We start from the raw sequence: 18238 nt of genomic DNA, 5'->3' as shown, positions 1-18238 counted from the left end.
CCGGTAACGGGTTCGGGTTGGTGCACGGTGAAACCAGGTGATCAGAAGTTGGTTACTGTGACAGTTTCATAGAGTTACGGCGGTCATAGCGAAGGGGAAACGCCCGGTCCCATTCCGAACCCGGAAGCTAAGCCCTTCAGCGCCGATGGTACTGCACTCGACAGGGTGTGGGAGAGTAGGACACCGCCGAACACCCGTTAACCGAAAGGGGACCCAACATATTGGGTCCCCTTTCGTGCGTTGTATGAGAGGAATGACTGTGTCGGAGAATGGCGACGAGCGTCGGTCCTTCCGTGGGGGAGGAGCGCCTCGATCAGGTGGCCCCCGTCGTGACAACGACGGGCGTGGATCACGCGGCGCTGCAGGCGGAGACCGCCGCGGTGGTGCCGGAGACAACAACCGTGGCGGTGCTGGAAACAGTAACCGTGGCGGCGGATTCAACGGCGGACAGCGTCGCGGCGGCGAGGGTGGGTTCACCCCTCGTGGACGCGACGGTGACCGCAACCGTCAGCAAGCACGACCTGACGAACCGGATTTGCCCGACAACGTAGAGCCCACCGAGTTGGACCCGGCCGTGCGTCGGGATCTGCTCAGCCTCGACAAGGACAACGCCAACACAGTTGCGCGTCACCTGGTCATGGCAGGCAAGCTTGTCGACGAAGACCCGGAACTTGCACTGCTCCACGCGCGCGCTGCTCGTCAGCGCGCCGGCCGAATTGCGGTCGTTCGTGAAGCTGCTGGAATCACCGCGTACCACGCCGGTGAATGGGCTGAAGCTCTCTCCGAGCTTCGCGCTGCCCGTCGAATGGCTGGTGGACCGGGTCTGATCGCTGTCATGGCCGACTGCGAACGCGGTTTGGGTCGACCCGAACGCGCAATCGAGCTCGGTCGTAGCGACGAGGCTGCCCTGCTTTCCGGCGACGAGGCTTCGGAGTTGAGGATCGTGGTCGCCGGCGCCCGCATGGATCTCGGTCAGTTCGATCAGGCAGTTGTCACACTGCAGACCAAGGATCTTGACGCAGCGCGTACCGGTGAAGCGGCGGCTCGGCTTTTCTATGCGTACGCTGATGCCCTCGTTGCAGCAGGTCGTGTCGAAGACGGATTGAAGTGGTTCCTCAATGCTGCAGCTGCAGACCTCGAGGGTGACACGGATGCTGAAGAACGGGTGGCCGAGTTGACCGGAGAAGATCAGTGACCGTGCTTCGTACTCAGTACGACGTACTTTTGCTCGATCTCGACGGCACGCTGTACGCCGGAGCTCATGCGATTCCCGGCACCCAGGCCGCGTTGGGTCAGGGTACGCAGGCTCTGTACTACGTGACCAACAATGCGAGTCGCTCGCCTTCGGCAGTGTCCGCGCATCTGACCGAACTCGGTTTCGATTCCGAAGACGATCGCGTGGTCACCAGTTCTCAGACGGCGGTGCGCCTGTTGGCTGAGCGTCTCGAACCCGGTGCCGCTGTACTCGTCGTCGGTACAGATGCATTGGCCGACGAGGTGACGCGCGTCGGTTTGCTTCCGGTGCGCGAATTCGCGCATTCCCCGGTTGCAGTCGTCCAAGGACATTCGACGGAGACCAACTGGTCGATCCTCGCCGAGGCATGCTTGGCGATCAGGGCCGGGGCGTTGTGGGTGGCTGCGAACCTGGACACCACACTGCCGTCGGAACGGGGTTTGGTGCTCGGCAACGGCTCGATGGTGGCGGCTCTGCGCGCCGCCACGAGGCAGGAACCCTTGGTGGCAGGCAAGCCTGCTGCACCGCTGATGGAGGATGCGCTTGCACGCAGTGGGTGCTCGCGTCCACTGGTCGTCGGTGATCGCTTGGACACTGATATCGAAGGCGCACATGCTGTTTCGATCGACTCACTGTTGGTACTGACCGGTGTGAGCACGCCGGGCGACGTACTGCGGGCGCCGATTGAGCAGCGCCCCACCTACATTGCAGCAACTCTGGATTCGCTCAATCAGCCGGCCGTCGAATCGCTGGTCGGTGCGGACTCCAAGTGGTCTGTCTCCGTGAACGGGTCGGCGCTGGTTGTCGACGGCCCGGTTGTCGGGCACGAGATGTCGCTTCTACGTGCGGTTGCGCCTGTCGCATGGGCTAATCCGTCGTTCCAGACCCTGGAAGCGTCGGATGCCGGCGTGGCGGATCTGTTTGCTTCCTGGCTCGTCTGATTTCTCGCAAATGTGTTCGACTCGCGGGGGTGCGGGTGTATGCGCAACCGAGAGTCATGCACTAACGTTGTGCCCGATGAGCACGCCGACACCGCACCCCGGAAACTCGAGCAACGGATCACCGCTGCCCGGGTCACGCCCTACCGTCGATCCGGAACGAATACGTTCCGACGTCGACGGTTTGCTGGCACGCCTCGGCGGCATCGAACACGATCCGAACGATCATCACGGAGCAGGTGTGATTCCGCAGAAGGCACATATTTTGGAACAGGCACACGAGGTGCTCGTCCAGGCACTCGCCTCTGTGGACAGGGCTTGACGTGGCACGTAGAGCACGGGTGGACGCCGAATTGGTCCGTCGCGGTCTGGCACGATCGAGAGATCATGCGCAGGAACTGATCTCCGCGGGCCGAGTTCTCATTTCCGGAGCCGTTGCGACCAAGCCCGCGACGGCGATCGAAGCCGGAACGCCGCTTCGGGTCGTCGAGGTGGAGCAGGAAGTCTCGTGGGCGTCGCGCGGTGCTCACAAACTGATCGGTGCCCTTGACGCCTTCGGTACCGAAGGATTGACGGTCGAAGGTCGCCGGTGCCTCGACGCCGGCGCTTCCACCGGCGGGTTCACGGACGTTCTGCTGACACGCGGTGCGAAGGAAGTTGTCGCCGTCGACGTCGGTTACGGCCAATTGGTGTGGCGCCTGCAGTCCGACGACCGAGTGCATGTCATCGACCGAACCAATGTTCGCGCTATCGATGCCGAGACGATCGGCGGAACTGTCGATCTCGTTGTCGCGGACCTGTCGTTCATCTCTCTCAAACTGGTACTCGGGGCGTTTGTCGCCTGTACCGCTGACGGCGCGGACCTGGTTCCGATGGTCAAGCCTCAGTTCGAGGTGGGCAAGGACCGCGTCGGTGCCGGTGGCGTCGTACGAGATCCGGAATTGCGAATCTCCGCTGTGCTCGACGTGTCGGAGGCTGCTGCAAAGGTAGGTCTGCGGACGTTAGGTGTCGTGGCCAGCCCATTGCCCGGTCCGTCGGGAAATGTCGAGTATTTCCTGTGGCTTCGAAAGACGGGTACATCCGGCGATGAAGAGACGGATACCGACGCCGAGACGAACACCGAGGGAATTCCTGCGGTGGAGGACATGATTCGCAAGGCTGTAGAGGAAGGGCCCCAGTGAACGCGGTCACGAACGGCGAGTCGCGCGAGATCCTTCTTGTCGCACACCCTGGTCGACGTGACATCACGGAAACTGCCAAGCGGGTCGGGAAGATCTTCGAGCGCGCGGGAATTGGACTGCGAGTCCTCGTCGACGAAGCAGACAGCTCGCGCATCGAAGCAATGACGGAACCAGAGGGTTTCTCTGCGCCGGGTCTCGACGTCACGGTTGTTCATCCCGGCCCTGATGCTGCCGTTGGATGCGAGTTGGTACTTGTTCTCGGTGGCGACGGCACGTTTCTGCGCGCCGCCGAACTCGCTCAAGAAGCGTCCATTCCTGTACTGGGCATCAACCTCGGACGGATCGGATTTCTGGCAGAGACCGAGGCCGAGCATCTCGACGAGGCTCTCGCACAGGTAGTTCGCAAGGAATATCGCGTCGAGTCCCGTATGACACTCGACGTCGTGATTCGGGTGGACGACGAGATCATCGACCGCGGGTGGGCGCTCAACGAGGCCAGTATCGAGAACCGTTCGCGTCTGGGAGTTCTCGAAGTTGTCCTCGAAGTCGATGGCAGACCGGTGTCCGCGTTCGGTTGCGACGGTGTTCTCGTGTCAACTCCCACAGGCTCGACCGCTTATGCATTTTCCGCAGGCGGCCCCGTCGTGTGGCCCGAACTCGAAGCATTGCTCGTCGTACCCAGCAACGCGCATGCGCTGTTCGCGCGGCCGTTGGTCACCAGCCCGAATTCGATCATCGCGGTGGAGACCGTCGCAGGCAGCCACGACGGCCTGGTCTTCTGCGACGGCCGTCGTACCTTGGAACTGCCTGCCGGCGCTCGCGTCGAGATCGTTCGCGGCGCCACTCCCGTCAAGTGGGTCCGGTTGGACTCTGCGCCTTTCGCTGATCGGATGGTTCGCAAGTTCGAGCTTCCGGTTACCGGATGGCGAGGAAGGAAGCCTTAATCGTGCTCGCAGAGATCCGTATCGACAGTCTTGGTGTGATCTCCGAGGCCAGCGCCCAGTTTCACGAGGGCCTGACCGTCCTGACCGGTGAAACCGGCGCAGGTAAAACGATGGTCGTCACCAGCTTGCACCTCCTCAGCGGAGCGCGAGCGGATGCCGGTCGAGTGCGGTTGGGCGCGTCGCGAGCCGTTGTCGAAGGACGATTCATCGCCGACGACGTCTCACCGGCCACCGAGCGTGAGATCGTCCGAATCCTGGAATCGTCCGGCGCCGAGCGCGACGAGGACGGGACCATCATCGCCGTCCGGACAGTCGGCAGCGATGGGCGGTCACGGGCTCATCTCGGCGGACGAAGCGTGCCGGCGGGAGTTCTCTCCGAATTCACGGACCCACTTCTGACTGTCCACGGACAGAACGATCAGCTGCGATTGCTTCGTCCCGACCAGCAACGCAACGCGCTGGACCGCTTCGGGGACAAGGCAATCGGAACGCTACTGACGAGGTACCGCAAACACCGTCGTGAATGGCTCGATGCTCGTTCGGAGTTGATCGAGCGCACGTCGAAGGCTCGTGAACTGGCACAAGAAGCAGATCAGTTGACCTTCGCGCTCAACGAAATCGACGGCGTGGCACCCGAGCCCGGCGAGGACACGGCGATCGTTGCCGAAGTTCGTCGACTCAGTGAACTCGATTCGCTCCGCTCCGCTGCCGAAGAGGCGCACGCTGCGCTCGCCGGTAGTGACGACATGGCAAGCGGCGACGTCGGTGTCATGCCGGCGCTAGACCTGATGTCCGAAGCGAGGGCGCGCATCGAGTCGGTCACCGACGCCGATCTGGACGGCCTCGGTTCCCGGTTGGCCGACGCTATTGCCGTCGTCACCGACGTTGCCGGTGACCTGAACACCTACCTGTCCGGGCTGCCCGCAGACCCGGGTGCTCTGGACTCTTTGTTGTCGCGGCAATCGGAACTGAAGACTCTGACTCGCAAGTACGCCGCCGATGTCGACGGTGTTCTCGAATGGGCAGATACTGCTCGCGCTCGTCTATCCAAACTCGACGTGTCCTCGGATGCGTTGTCACTGTTGGCCAAGCAGGTCGAGGAGACGGCTGGCCTGACCGCGGAAGCCGCTACCAAGCTGAGCGCCGCGCGAGTAAAGGCGGCGGCAAAGCTCGCCAAAGCCGTCAGCGCGGAACTCGCCGGTCTGGCGATGGGACGTGCGGGCCTCGAGGTGACTGTGCGTTCGCAGCCTGCCGGCCCGCAGGACTCGGCGCCGCTCAGTGTCGGGGGAGTAGACCTGCATGCCGGGTCTGCCGGCGTCGACGAGGTGGAATTTCGCCTGTCCGCGCACAGTGGAGCGCCGTCACTTCCGATCAGTAAGAGCGCTTCCGGTGGTGAGCTGTCACGCGTCATGCTGGCGCTCGAGGTTGTTCTCGCTGGTAGCGACACCGGTGCGACGATGGTTTTCGACGAGGTGGACGCGGGGGTCGGTGGCCGCGCTGCTGTCGAGATCGGCCGCCGATTGGCGAAACTTGCTCGCACGCATCAGGTTATCGTTGTCACCCACCTTCCGCAGGTTGCTGCGTTTGCCGACACCCACCTCGTGGTGGACAAGGTCGACGACAAAGGCGGAGTGGTGAGCAGTGGCGTGCGGACCTTGTCGGATTCGGATCGGGTGGTCGAATTGGCCCGTATGTTGGCAGGGCTGGACGACACCGAAACCGGTCGTGCGCACGCCGAAGAACTGCTCGAGATCGCGAATGCGGCCCGCGTCACAGATTGAAGGTTCTGTGGTGTTGGTGTGACTGATGTGGTAGTTGTCGGCGCGCCTCCACCGGTCAACGCGGTTTCAGGTTCATCATCGAAGCCATGAAGATGCCCGGATTGCTCTCACGTAACACCGAATCCTTGCCTGGGATCAGTGGCATCGCCAGGGCCGATCGGAACACGGCGAAGCTTCTGCGCCGTGTCGGTCCTGGAGACATCGTGATCCTCGACGAAATCGACATCGATCGCCGGACCGCCGATGCTCTGGTGAAAGCCGGAGTCATGGCCGTGGTCAACGCGTAGCCGTCGATTTCGGGGCGGTACCCCAACCTCGGACCGGAAGTGATCGTCGCCAACGACATCGTTCTGATCGATGCCGTCGACGGTGATGTCTTCAAGAACATCAAGGACGGAAGCAAGATCCGCCTGCACGAGGGCGAGATCTTCAACGGCGAGAAGAGCCTCGTCAAGGGCGAAGAGCAGACCGAGGCCGAAATCTCCGACCGGATGATCGAGGCCAAGACCGGCCTGGTCGATCACTTGGAAGCGTTCTCGGGTAACACCATCGAGTTCATCCGCACCGAAAGCCCGTTGCTCATCGACGGAATCGGTGTTCCGGACATCGATATCGACTTGAAGGACCGCCATGTCGTGGTCGTCTCCGACGGCCCCGAACGCGAGACCGATCTGAAGAACCTCAAGCCCTTCATCAAGGAGTATTCGCCGATCTTGATCGGTGTCGGCGCAGGTGCGGACGTGTTGAGCAAGGCCGGATACCGCCCCGATCTGATCGTGGGCGACCCGGAGGAAATCACCAGTTCCACGCTCAAGTCCGGCGCGGAAGTTGTTCTGCCTGCAGACCAGGACGGTCATGCGGCGGGGCTTTCCCGAATCCAGGATCTCGGTATCGGGGCGATGACGTTCCCGGCGACCTGCTCACCGACCGACCTTGCCCTGCTGCTTGCCGATCACCACGGAGCTTCACTGATCGTGACGGTCGGCAACGTGGTGTCCTTGGACGAGTTCTTCGACCGTGGGCGTCGTGAAAGCAATCCGTCGGCGTTCATGACACGGCTCAAGGTTGGACCGAAACTGGTCGATGCCAAGGCCGTCGCAACTCTGTATCGAAGTCGAGTGTCCGGCGGCGCGATCGCGCTCCTGGTGCTCGCCGCCCTGGTGGCAGTGATCGTCGCCCTGGTCGTGTCCAATGCCGGTAGTGAAGTTCTCGACTGGGCAATCGCAACGTGGAACAGCTTCGCGCTGTGGGTTCAGGGGCTCTTCAAGTGATTTCGATGCGTCAACATGCAATTTCCATAGCGGCAATCTTTCTGGCACTCGCGATCGGCGTGGTGCTCGGTTCCGGAATGCTGTCGAGTGGATTGCTGTCCGGTCTGCGTGACGACAAGGCGGACCTGCAGAACGAGATCGAAGACCTCAATCAACAGTCCAATCAGCTTCAGCAGCAACTCAATTCCGCGGACGGCTTCGATGCCGCTGTCGGCGGTCGCGTCGTGCGTGACAGTCTCGCTGGTCGCACCGTCGTCGTCATCACGGCACCGGACGCGGATCCCAGTGATCTCGACGGTGTCAACCGACTCGTCACTGCCGCCGGCGGCGCCGTGACCGGACGCGTCTCGCTCACCGATTCGTTTGTCGACGCCACCGGCGGTGACCGTTTGCGGACCGTCGTCACCAATGTCATCCCTGCGGGGATCACCCTCAAGACCGGTGCGGTCGATCAGGGCAGTCTCGCAGGTGATCTGCTCGGTTCGGTTCTGCTTCTCAACGGGCAGAACAGCGAACCGCAGAGCACTCCGGACGAGATGAATCTCGCGCTCGACTCGCTGCGTAGCGCCGGTTTCATCAGCTACGACGACGGAGCGGTCAAGCCGGCTCAGCTCGCCGTGGTTCTCACCGGCGACAACAAGAGTGAATCCGACGCAGCCACGGGTAACCGCGGCGCCGTCATCGCCCGGTTTGCCGGTGCTCTCGACGGACGCGGCGCAGGAACGATTCTCGCGGGCCGGCCTGGCTCGGCCGAGGGCAGTGGTCCGGTTGCCGTCGCGCGTGCGGACGCGGCGCTCTCAGCGGGCTTGACGACCATCGACAACATCGACCGGGAATCGGGCAAGATCACGACGCCGTTGGCACTTCAGGAACAGTTGAACGGCGGCGCCGGCCGCTACGGCACGGGACCGGGAGCGGCGGCGGTTACCGTCGGCGCACCCACCAACTGAACACCCCGGTATTGATACGCCGGTCACATCGGGGGCGGAAAGTCGGCGCGTTGTAGGCACCGACCCCCGATAGGTGTTACCGTGAAATCCCGTGGGTCGGCAGGCCCCAGCATGCTTCATCAGACCAAGCCCTGCACAGTCGTCACGGGAGCCCCTTTGCCACAGTCACGCACTAACACGCGTACCGCCACCAAGCACATCTTCGTCAGCGGAGGTGTAGCTTCCTCGCTCGGCAAAGGTTTGACCGCCTCGAGCCTGGGACAGTTGTTGACCGCGCGGGGAATGCGCGTGACCATGCAGAAGCTCGATCCCTATCTCAATGTGGATCCGGGCACCATGAACCCCTTCCAGCACGGCGAGGTCTTCGTCACCGAAGACGGTGCCGAGACCGACCTCGACGTCGGGCACTACGAGCGGTTCCTAGACCGTGACCTATCCGGTCAGGCGAACGTCACCACCGGCCAGGTGTACTCGACGGTCATCGCCAAGGAACGTCGTGGCGAGTACCTCGGTGACACCGTTCAGGTCATCCCGCACATCACCGATGAGATCAAGCGTCGCATCCTCGAGATGAGCGGCCCGGATCTGCAGGGACACCGCCCGGATGTCGTGATCACCGAAATCGGTGGAACCGTCGGCGACATCGAATCGCAGCCCTTCCTGGAAGCCGCTCGCCAGGTCCGCCACGACGTCGGCCGCGACAACGTCTTCTTCCTGCACGTCTCCCTCGTGCCGTACCTCGGCCCCTCCGGAGAACTCAAGACCAAGCCCACGCAGCACTCGGTTGCGTCGTTGCGCAGCATCGGCATTCAGCCCGACGCGCTGATCCTTCGTTGCGATCGTGACGTTCCGCAGGGCCTCAAGAACAAGATCGCGCTGATGTGCGACGTGGACGTCGACGCCTGCATTTCGACGCCCGACGCTCCCTCGATCTACGACATCCCGAAGGTTCTGCACCGTGAGGGCCTCGACGCCTACGTCGTTCGCCAGCTCGGTCTCCCATTCCGCGACGTCGACTGGACCGTGTGGGGCAACCTCCTCGATCGTGTTCACCAGCCGCGTGAGACCGTGCGCGTCGCGTTGGTCGGCAAGTACGTCGACCTGCCCGACGCATACCTCTCCGTCACCGAGGCACTGCGCGCCGGTGGATTTGCCAACCGGTCGAAGGTCGAGATCTCCTGGGTTCCGTCGGATGCCTGTGAGACGGAAGCCGGAGCGCAGGCCGCTCTCGGTGACGTCGACGGTGTTCTGATCCCGGGCGGCTTCGGCATTCGCGGCATCGAGGGCAAGCTCGGCGCGATCCGTTTCGCACGTTCGCGCAAGCTGCCGCTGCTGGGTCTGTGCCTGGGTCTGCAGTGCGTCGTCATCGAAGCTGCTCGCAGCGTCGGCCTCGACGATGCCAACTCGGCCGAGTTCGAGCCGGACACCAAGCACCCGGTCATCTCCACGATGGCTGATCAGGAAGACGTCATCGCCGGTGACGCCGACCTCGGTGGCACCATGCGTCTGGGTGCATACCCGGCCGTGCTGACCAAGGGTTCCGTCGTCGCTCAGGCCTACGGAACCGAGGACGTCTCCGAGCGTCACCGTCACCGCTACGAGGTCAACAACACCTACCGCGACCGGATTGCCAAGTCCGGCTTGCAGTTCAGCGGAACCTCGCCGGACGGTCACCTGGTCGAGTTCGTCGAGTACCCGCGTGAGCAGCATCCGTTCTTCGTTGCCACCCAGGCACACCCGGAGCTCAAGAGCCGCCCGACGCGCCCGCACCCGCTGTTCGCCGCCTTCGTCGAAGCAGCGTTGACGTACAAGCTCGAAGAGCGCCTGCCCGTCGACGTCCACGGTGACGAGAAGATCGACACCGCTGCCACCGAGACAGCGCTCGACGCTGCAGTCGAGAACGTGGAAAAGGTCTAGCCACAGATGAGCGATCCCGGTCGGCACGAATTCGACACCCTCGGCTCCAAGACGGTCTACACCGGCGCGATCATCGCGTTGCGCGTCGACACCGTTGCGATGCCTGGTGGTCAGCGTGCCGATCGGGAAGTCGTCGAACACCACGGCGCCGTTGCCGTCGTGGCACTGGACGAGCACGACAACCTGGTGCTGATTCACCAGTACCGTCACCCGCTCGGGCACCGGTTGTGGGAAATCCCTGCCGGTCTGCTCGACGCTGCGGGGGAGAGCCCGGTCGAGGCGGCAGCGCGTGAGCTGGGCGAAGAAACCGGACTCGGTGCCGACCGATGGTCGGTGCTGGTCGATGTAGCTCTCTCACCCGGGTTCACGGACGAGGCGGTTCGCGTCTTCCTCGCCGAGGGTCTGCACGAGGTGGAGCGCGACGATCCCGAACACGAAGAAGCCGATCTCGAGATTTCGCGAGTTCCGCTCGCCGACGCCGTCGACATGGCGCTGCGCGGCGACATCGTCAATGCCACCGCGGTATCGGGCATTCTCGCGATCGCTACCGCACGCTCGACGGGAAAGCCGCTACGCCCGGCCGACGCACCGTGGCCCGACCGTCCTCGCGCATTCGGAGAACGCAAGTCGCGAGCCTGAAGTGCTTGCCCGACAGGTGGACTCGTATCTCGACCATCTAGCGGTCGAGCGAGGATCTGCGCGCAACACTCTGCTTTCGTATCGCCGCGACCTGAATCGGTATGCGGAGTACCTGAACGGGCGTGGCATCGACGACGTCGCGGGCGTGACGGAGAACGACGTCACCGAATTCGTGACACATCTGCGCCTGGGTGACAAAGATGCCGGCGTCGTACCGTTGGCGGCCAGTTCGGCAGCGAGGACCCTGATCGCGGTCCGCGGATTCCACAAGTTCTCCGCCGCCGAGGGCCTGGTCGGTGTCGATGTGGCTCGAACGGTCAAGCCGCCGACGCCCGGACGCAAGTTGCCCAAAGCTCTGCCGCTCGACGACGTGATCGCCCTACTCGACGCTTCGGGTGGCGGTGCGGCCGGTGACGGGCCCCGCGACCTGAGGGATCGCGCTCTGCTCGAGCTTCTGTACTCGACCGGAGCACGCATCACCGAGGCGATCGATCTGGACGTCGACGACATCGACACCGAAACCCGTTCCGTGCTGCTCAAGGGCAAGGGCGGCAAGCAGCGGATCGTCCCCGTCGGCAGGCCGGCGATCGCCGCCGTAGACGCGTATCTCGTCCGCGGGCGCCCCAGCCTCGCGACGCGTGGTGTTCCTGCCCTCTTTCTCAACGCTCGCGGGGGACGCCTCTCGCGTCAGAGTGCATGGCAGATTCTTCAGGACGCGGCCGCGTCGGCCGGGATCAAGGCGGACGTCTCACCCCATACGCTCAGGCACTCGTTTGCCACCCACCTGCTCGACGGCGGCGCGGACGTACGTGTCGTGCAGGAACTTCTCGGTCACGCTTCGGTAACCACGACGCAGATCTACACACTGGTCACCGTCACAGCGCTGCGCGAAGTGTGGGCTCAGGCACACCCACGCGCCCGTTAGGCGTTGGTTGGCTCATGCGTGTCTGCGAGACCATTCGGTGATGTAAGCGGTAGCGTTCAAGGAGCGCGAGCGGCCTCCACCGCAGTTTCGGGGGTTTGCCGGCGCCGAGAGCAACCGCCGAAAGAGTAGGGGAGCATCGGACCGTGTCGACATCGCAGCCACCAGCGGCGGAGTCCGCGCCGCCGCATGTCAATGCCCAACTCTTCGAGCGCGTGAACGAATCAGCACCAGCTGTACCCTCCGAACCAGAGGCGATGTTCGAAATAGATACGACGCCAGTAGCCTCTCCACCTGCGGAAACCCCTGCTGTTTCCACGGAAGAACTCGGTCCGACGGGCCGGCCGGTCCGCGAGGTACCCCAACCGACACCGTTGGCGCATCACGGACCCGCGATGATCATCGCGATGTGCAACCAGAAGGGCGGCGTCGGCAAGACGACGTCGACCATCAACCTGGGCGCGTCGTTGGCCGAATACGGTCGCCGAGTGCTCTTGGTGGATCTCGATCCCCAAGGAGCGTTGTCTGCTGGTCTGGGCGTTCAGCATCACGACCTGGAACTGACCGTCCACAATCTCCTGGTCGAACCGCGTGTATCCATCGACGACGTGTTGATGCGCACTCGGGTGGACGGTCTGGACCTGCTCCCCAGCAACATCGACCTTTCGGCTGCCGAGATTCAATTGGTCACCGAGGTCGGGCGTGAGCAGACTTTGGGGCGCGTGCTGCACCCGGTTCTCGATCGGTACGACTACGTGCTCATCGACTGCCAGCCGTCGCTTGGCCTGCTCACGGTGAATGCGCTGGCGTGCGCCGATTCGGTCATCATTCCGATGGAATGCGAGTACTTCAGCCTCCGCGGCCTGGCACTTCTCAACGACACCGTCGAAAAGGTGCACGACCGTCTCAATCCGAAGCTCGAGTTGGCCGGCATCGTCGTCACGATGTTCGACGCCCGGACCCTGCACGCTCGTGAGGTGATGGCGCGAGTGGTCGAGGTGTTCGGCGACGTCGTCTACGACACGGTGATCAACCGCACCGTTCGATTCCCCGAAACCAGCGTTGCCGGTGAGCCGATCACGACGTGGGCGCCGAAATCGGCTGGCGCCGAGGCATATCGAGCCTTGGCCCGCGAGGTCATTCACCGGTCTGGTCGTTAGTGGAACTGATTGCATCGCAAGAAGATCCGGTCGAAGTCGAGCCGGATTCGATCGATCCGAACGTGCCGACCGACGCTCAGACCGCAGCCAAGGCTGCCGGTTTTCGAGTCACTCTCCGGAACTTCGAAGGCCCGTTCGATCTGCTGTTGAACCTGATCAATCAACGGCAGCTCGACGTCACCGAAGTCGCCCTTCACACCGTCACGGACGATTTCATCGCGTACACCAAGGAACTCGGCAGTGCGATGGGCCTTGATCAGACGACGGAATTCCTGGTTGTCGCAGCTACGCTTCTGGATCTGAAAGCGGCCAGGTTGTTGCCCGCCGGGCAGGTCGAGGACGCGGAGGATCTGGCGCTTCTCGAAGCACGCGATCTTCTCTTCGCACGCCTGCTGCAGTACCGGGCGTACAAACAAGTCGCGGCACTGTTCGGTGAGTTGGAGGAAGCAGCGCTGCGGCGCTATCCGCGCTCGGTTGCCGTCGAGGATCAGTTCACCGAACTCCTGCCCGAGGTGTTGTTGGGCGTCGACCCTCAGCGTTTTGCGGAGATCGCGGCGACGGTGTTCACACCGCGTCCGGTGCCGACAGTGGGCCTCGATCACCTCCATGTGTCCAATATCTCGATACCCGAACAGGCCGAGCGAATTCTCGAGTTGCTGCGCGAGCGAGGCATCGGGGAGTGGACACCATTCGGGGACCTCGTTGCCGAGTGCGAAATCACTGTCGAGATAGTGGCAAGGTTTCTCGCATTGCTCGAGCTGTATCGCCGGCAGGTCATCGTGTTCGAGCAACCCGAGGCCCTCGGACCGCTGATGGTGAGTTGGACCGGAGACGACCCGGCCGCGCCGGTCACAGAGGAGGACTACGGATGAATGCCGAACCGACGGAATCAGAGTCTTCGCAGCTAGACGAGATTATCGAGCCTACCGACGACGCCCCGGAGTCCGAAGAGTCTGCACCCGATTTCGACCTCGACGACGATCAACTCGACGCAGTGCTGGAGTCGCTTCTGCTAGTCGTGGATTCGCCGGCGGAAGTGAACCAACTCGCATCTGTCACCGGAACCGCACCGGAGCGCGTCGAAGAACGCCTGACGTCGATGTCGGCCGCATTGACCGCTCGCGGCAGCGGAATGGACCTTCGCTACGCGGGCGACGGATGGCGTCTGTACACGCGACAAGAGTTTGCCCCGTACGTGGAAAAGCTGCTATTGGACGGCGCACGCACCAAATTGACCAGGGCGGCATTGGAAACTTTGGCCGTAGTCGCATACCGTCAACCGTTGACTCGTGCGCGGATCAGTGCGGTACGAGGCGTCAACGTGGACGGGGTGGTACGCACCCTCCTTGCCCGCGGACTGATCGCGGAAGCCGGGCCTGACCCGGACACCAACGCGACACGGTACTCCACGACCGAACTGTTCCTCGAACGGCTCGGGCTGGCCTCGCTCAGCGAGCTCCCGGAGTTGGCCCCGCTCTTGCCTGATGTCGATCTCATCGACGACATCAGCGAAAGCCTGGAATCCGATCCGCGATTTGCGAGAATGAACAAGGCAGACGTGCCCACTGAGGTAGTGGACACCGAAGTCGACGACTGACCGGAATCCGGCCGTCGTCAGCACCGAGAAAGACCCGACCACGCTCGGGAAACAGTAGAAAACTGACAGGAAAAAAGTGAACAATCCCGCTCGCCGAGATGGCACACCGGACCGTAACAACTCCCGCGACAACCGCGGCGCACGCAGCGATGTCCCCCGTGGTGGTCGCAGCGACGCCCCCCGCGGCGCACGTAGCGAAGCGCCCCGTGGTGGACGCAGCAACACTTCCCGCAGTACCTCCGGATACGACCGCAACGCCGGATCCGACCGTCCCCGCACGGACGACCGTCGCGGTGGATTCAATGATGACCGTCGCCCTCCGCGCAGCGATGACCGTCGCCCTCCGCGCAGTGACGACCGTCGCCCCGCACGTACGGACGACCGTCGTGGTGGCTACAACGACGACCGTCGCGGACCGCGCACTGACGACCGCCGCGGACCCCGCAGCGATGACCGCCGTACCCCCCACGTCGACGCCCGTCGCGCACCGCGCGGTGGCGCCGACCGTCGTAGTGACGATCAGCGCGGCGCACGCCCCGACGCTCCTCGCGGCGGCGCATGGTCGAACGCACCTCGTGGATCCAAGTTCGACGGACCTCCGCGCAAGCGCCCGGCAGCTCCCACACCGCCGGCGACCAACAAGCGTGGCAAGCCGAAGACCGAGAAGCCGCAGCGCGTCGTCTCTCAGAACCCGTTGGTCTCCAACGCCAAGCCGGCACGTCATCAGCATGCCGAGATCACCAAGCACGACGGCCCGCCGAAGGGCGACGGCGTCCGCTTGCAGAAGGTGCTGGCTCAGGCCGGCGTCGCATCACGCCGTGCAGCTGAAGAGCTGATCGACCAGGGTCGCGTCGAGGTCGACGGCCGCATTGTGGTCGAGCAGGGTCTGCGTGTCGACCCCGAGAACGCAGTGGTTCGTGTCGACGGCGTCCGCGTCGTCGTGCAGAAGGACCTCGTCTACCTTGCGATGAACAAGCCGCGTGGCTGGCAGTGCACCATGTCCGACGATCTCGGTCGTCCGTGCGTCGGTGACATCGTCTCCGAGCGCGTTCAATCGGGTCAGCGGCTCTTCCACGTCGGCCGTCTCGACGCCGACACTGAAGGCTTGCTTCTCTTCACCAACGACGGCGACTTGGCTCACCGCCTGATGCACCCGTCGTTCGAGGTTCCGAAGACGTACCTCGCCACGGTTCACGGCGTTGTCGAGCGCAGTACCGGCAAGCAGCTGCGTGACGGTGTCACTCTCGATGACGGTCCGGCCAAGGTGGACGCGTTCACCGTGCTCGAGATCAACGAGGGCAAGACGCTCGTCAAGCTCGTACTGCACGAGGGCCGTAAGCACATCGTGCGTCGCCTCCTCGATGCCGTCGGTCACCCCGTTGTCCGTCTGGTTCGCACCAACGTCGGAGTTGTCGCTCTCGGCGATCAGCGTCCGGGAACGCAGCGCGTCCTCGGACGTAGCGAGGTCGGTGGACTGTACGAGGCGGTCGGCCTGTGACCGATTCGTCCATGCCGCTGGTAGTCGCTATGGACGGACCGTCCGGAACCGGCAAGTCCAGCGTCTCTCGCGCGTTGGCGCAGCGTTTGGGTGCTCGCTACCTCGACACTGGAGCCATCTACCGGATCGCGACCCTGCACGTGCTTCGTCAGGGAATCGATCTGGCTGATTCCGCCGCGATCACCGCTGCCGTTGCGGCATTGCCGTGGTCCATCGGTACCGATCCAAGCAGTGAGCAGGTGCATCTCGACGGCGCGGACGTCAGTGAGGAGATCCGCGGCGACGCGGTCACCAAGGCTGTCTCCGCGGTCTCGGCTGTGCCCGAGGTTCGCGACCTGCTGGTCGCCACTCAGCGTGAGTTGGCGGCCGGTGCGGAGCGGATCGTCGTGGAAGGTCGCGACATCGGAACCGTCGTACTCCCCGATGCAGACGTCAAGATCTTCTTGACCGCATCGGCGGAAACCCGTGCGGCACGGCGCAATACGCAGAACGTCGGCCAAGGCCGTGAAGACAATTACGAAGCGGTGCTGGCTGATGTGCAGCGCCGTGACCATCTCGATTCGACTCGGGCAGTGTCGCCGTTGCGCCCTGCCGAGGATTCCATCCTGGTGGATACGAGCGAATTGGGAATTGAAGATGTGATCGCCAAGTTGCTGTTGGTGGTCAGCGACAGAACTGGAGCAGTGCAGTGAGCGACGATCTGGTAACCGAATATGCCGGTGACGGAACTTGGTCCGAGGAATCGGAGTGGGATTACGCCGATCTCGAAGCGGACGGCGAAGGCGAAGCGCACATTGCCGTCCCGACCTTGGCTGTTGTCGGTCGACCGAACGTCGGCAAGTCGACGCTCGTCAACCGCATCATCGGCCGTCGTGAAGCGGTAGTCGAGGACATCCCCGGCGTTACCCGTGACCGCGTCTCGTACGAGGCGAACTGGGCCGGACGACGCTTCCTCGTCCAGGACACCGGCGGATGGGAACCCGACGCAAAGGGTCTTCAGCAGGCCGTTGCCCGTCAGGCCGAATTGGCCATGGGAACGGCTGACGCCATTCTCCTGGTGGTCGACGCCGTTGTCGGCGCTACGACGACGGACGAAGCTGTCGCTCGAGTGCTTCGCCGCTCGAAGACTCCGGTCATCCTCGTTGCCAACAAGGTGGACGACGGACGCACCGAGTCCGAGGTTGCAGCGCTGTGGTCCTTGGGTCTTGGTCAGCCGTACTCCGTGAGTGCGACGCACGGGCGCGGCACCGGCGACCTGCTCGACGAGGTTCTGGAGAAGCTTCCGGAAACCCCGCGTGAAGGTATCCCCGGCGGCGGTCCGCGTCGTGTTGCGCTGGTCGGAAAGCCGAACGTCGGAAAGTCCAGCTTGCTCAACAAGCTGTCCGGTGACGAGCGGTCCGTCGTGCACAATGTTGCCGGCACCACCGTCGACCCGGTCGACTCCATCGTCGAACTCGGCGGGCGCCCTTGGCGTTTCGTCGACACAGCTGGTCTGCGCAAGCGCGTCAGCCATGCCAGCGGTGCGGAGTTCTATGCGTCGCTGCGTACGAAGAGTGCGATCGAGGCCGCTGAGGTCGCGATCCTGCTCATCGACGCACACGAGCCGATCACCGAGCAGGACCTCCGTGTTCTGAGCATGGTGGCCGACACGGGTCGTGCATTGGTGATCGCATTCAACAAGTGGGACCTCGTGGACGAGGACCGTCGACTCATGCTGGACAAGGAAGTGGACCGCGATCTGGTCCGCGTTCCGTGGGCTCAGCGAGTCAACATCTCCGCCCACACCGGTCGCGCCGTGGCGAAGCTCGTGCCTGCGCTCGACACGGCTCTGGAGTCCTGGGACAAGCGAATCCCCACGGGTCGCCTGAACACCTGGCTCAAGGAAGTTGTGGCAGCAACACCGCCGCCAATGCGTGGTGGTCGCCTGCCTCGCATCATGTTCGCGACTCAGGCAAGCACACGCCCGCCGACATTCGTTCTCTTCACCACGGGCTTCCTCGAGGCCGGCTACCGCCGCTTCATCGAGCGGCGTCTGCGTGAAGAGTTCAACTTCGACGGCAGCCCGATCCGCGTATCCGTCCGAGTGCGCGAGAAGCGCGACCGTAAGGGCCGCTGATTCTGCGTCCAATTCGGTACTGAAACGGCTCTGACCAGCCGATTGGTACTTCGGCCCGTCCCTGATGTAATCTTTCCAAGCGCCCGAAAC

Annotated in this window: 16 protein-coding genes, 1 rRNA gene and 1 pseudogene; all 18 read left to right on the top strand. The window is 63.5% G+C overall.

Annotation, left to right across the window (positions count from 1 at the left end):
• The first annotated feature begins 75 nt into the window (after window positions 1–75).
• The 18 genes and pseudogenes from rrf (at window position 76) to der (ending at window position 18148) form a co-directional block, all read left to right on the top strand.
• Window positions 76–192: ribosomal RNA gene (gene rrf / locus ACKAMS_RS23925) — 5S ribosomal RNA — on the top strand.
• Window positions 193–253: 61 nt separating this feature from the next.
• On the top strand, window positions 254–1195 hold the full coding sequence (locus ACKAMS_RS23920; RefSeq protein WP_073513327.1) for a hypothetical protein: 942 nt from the start codon (window positions 254–256) through the stop codon (window positions 1193–1195).
• Window positions 1192–2175 carry an HAD-IIA family hydrolase gene (locus ACKAMS_RS23915; protein ID WP_408989624.1) on the top strand — a complete coding sequence of 328 codons (984 nt, stop codon included), beginning with the start codon at window positions 1192–1194 and terminating at the stop codon, window positions 2173–2175. Before ACKAMS_RS23920 ends, ACKAMS_RS23915 begins: the two co-directional genes overlap by 4 nt.
• A gap of 76 nt (window positions 2176–2251) precedes the next feature.
• Window positions 2252–2494: a hypothetical protein gene (locus ACKAMS_RS23910; protein WP_019748595.1), complete on the top strand. Its 243-nt coding sequence runs from the start codon at window positions 2252–2254 to the stop codon at window positions 2492–2494.
• A gap of 1 nt (window position 2495) precedes the next feature.
• On the top strand, window positions 2496–3353 hold the full coding sequence (locus tag ACKAMS_RS23905; protein ID WP_047888121.1) for a TlyA family RNA methyltransferase: 858 nt from the start codon (window positions 2496–2498) through the stop codon (window positions 3351–3353).
• Complete coding sequence (locus ACKAMS_RS23900; protein ID WP_019748593.1) at window positions 3350–4297, top strand: NAD kinase; 948 nt, start codon at window positions 3350–3352, stop codon at window positions 4295–4297. The genes ACKAMS_RS23905 and ACKAMS_RS23900 overlap by 4 nt, the downstream gene beginning before the upstream one ends.
• Window positions 4298–4299: 2 nt before the next feature.
• Window positions 4300–6078, top strand: coding sequence for a DNA repair protein RecN (gene recN, locus ACKAMS_RS23895; RefSeq protein ID WP_003946143.1), 1779 nt, complete (start codon window positions 4300–4302; stop codon window positions 6076–6078).
• A gap of 86 nt (window positions 6079–6164) precedes the next feature.
• Window positions 6165–7349: pseudogene (steA, locus tag ACKAMS_RS23890) on the top strand (putative cytokinetic ring protein SteA).
• A complete protein-coding gene (locus tag ACKAMS_RS23885) occupies window positions 7346–8299 on the top strand; it encodes a copper transporter (RefSeq protein ID WP_019748590.1) in 954 nt (317 codons plus the stop codon). Before steA ends, ACKAMS_RS23885 begins: the two are co-directional and overlap by 4 nt.
• A gap of 156 nt (window positions 8300–8455) precedes the next feature.
• Complete coding sequence (locus ACKAMS_RS23880) at window positions 8456–10216, top strand: CTP synthase (protein ID WP_003946139.1); 1761 nt, start codon at window positions 8456–8458, stop codon at window positions 10214–10216.
• A 6-nt stretch (window positions 10217–10222) separates the two neighbouring features.
• On the top strand, window positions 10223–10855 hold the full coding sequence (locus ACKAMS_RS23875; protein ID WP_020907867.1) for an NUDIX hydrolase: 633 nt from the start codon (window positions 10223–10225) through the stop codon (window positions 10853–10855).
• Between the two features lies 1 nt (window position 10856).
• Complete coding sequence (xerD, locus tag ACKAMS_RS23870; protein WP_019748588.1) at window positions 10857–11780, top strand: site-specific tyrosine recombinase XerD; 924 nt, start codon at window positions 10857–10859, stop codon at window positions 11778–11780.
• Between the two features lie 143 nt (window positions 11781–11923).
• On the top strand, window positions 11924–12937 hold the full coding sequence (locus tag ACKAMS_RS23865) for a ParA family protein (RefSeq protein ID WP_020969711.1): 1014 nt from the start codon (window positions 11924–11926) through the stop codon (window positions 12935–12937).
• Window positions 12937–13809, top strand: coding sequence for a ScpA family protein (locus ACKAMS_RS23860; RefSeq protein ID WP_019748586.1), 873 nt, complete (start codon window positions 12937–12939; stop codon window positions 13807–13809). The genes ACKAMS_RS23865 and ACKAMS_RS23860 overlap by 1 nt, the downstream gene beginning before the upstream one ends.
• A complete protein-coding gene (gene scpB / locus ACKAMS_RS23855; protein ID WP_047888122.1) occupies window positions 13806–14534 on the top strand; it encodes an SMC-Scp complex subunit ScpB in 729 nt (242 codons plus the stop codon). Before ACKAMS_RS23860 ends, scpB begins: the two co-directional genes overlap by 4 nt.
• A gap of 76 nt (window positions 14535–14610) precedes the next feature.
• Window positions 14611–16032 (top strand): pseudouridine synthase, encoded by a 1422-nt coding sequence (locus ACKAMS_RS23850; RefSeq protein ID WP_086935693.1) that lies wholly within the window; start codon window positions 14611–14613, stop codon window positions 16030–16032.
• 11 nt (window positions 16033–16043) lie between these two features.
• Window positions 16044–16724: a (d)CMP kinase gene (gene cmk / locus ACKAMS_RS23845; protein WP_029255443.1), complete on the top strand. Its 681-nt coding sequence runs from the start codon at window positions 16044–16046 to the stop codon at window positions 16722–16724.
• Window positions 16721–18148 (top strand): ribosome biogenesis GTPase Der, encoded by a 1428-nt coding sequence (gene der / locus ACKAMS_RS23840; RefSeq protein WP_019748583.1) that lies wholly within the window; start codon window positions 16721–16723, stop codon window positions 18146–18148. Before cmk ends, der begins: the two co-directional genes overlap by 4 nt.
• The last annotated feature ends 90 nt before the right edge of the window (window positions 18149–18238 follow it).

It is taken from the genome of Rhodococcus sp. 5A-K4 (genome assembly GCF_046097995.1).
GTDB lineage: Bacteria > Actinomycetota > Actinomycetes > Mycobacteriales > Mycobacteriaceae > Rhodococcus_F > Rhodococcus_F erythropolis.
The sequence above is the reverse complement of the archived record's forward strand: the minus strand, read 5'-3'. Positions and strand labels throughout refer to the sequence as shown.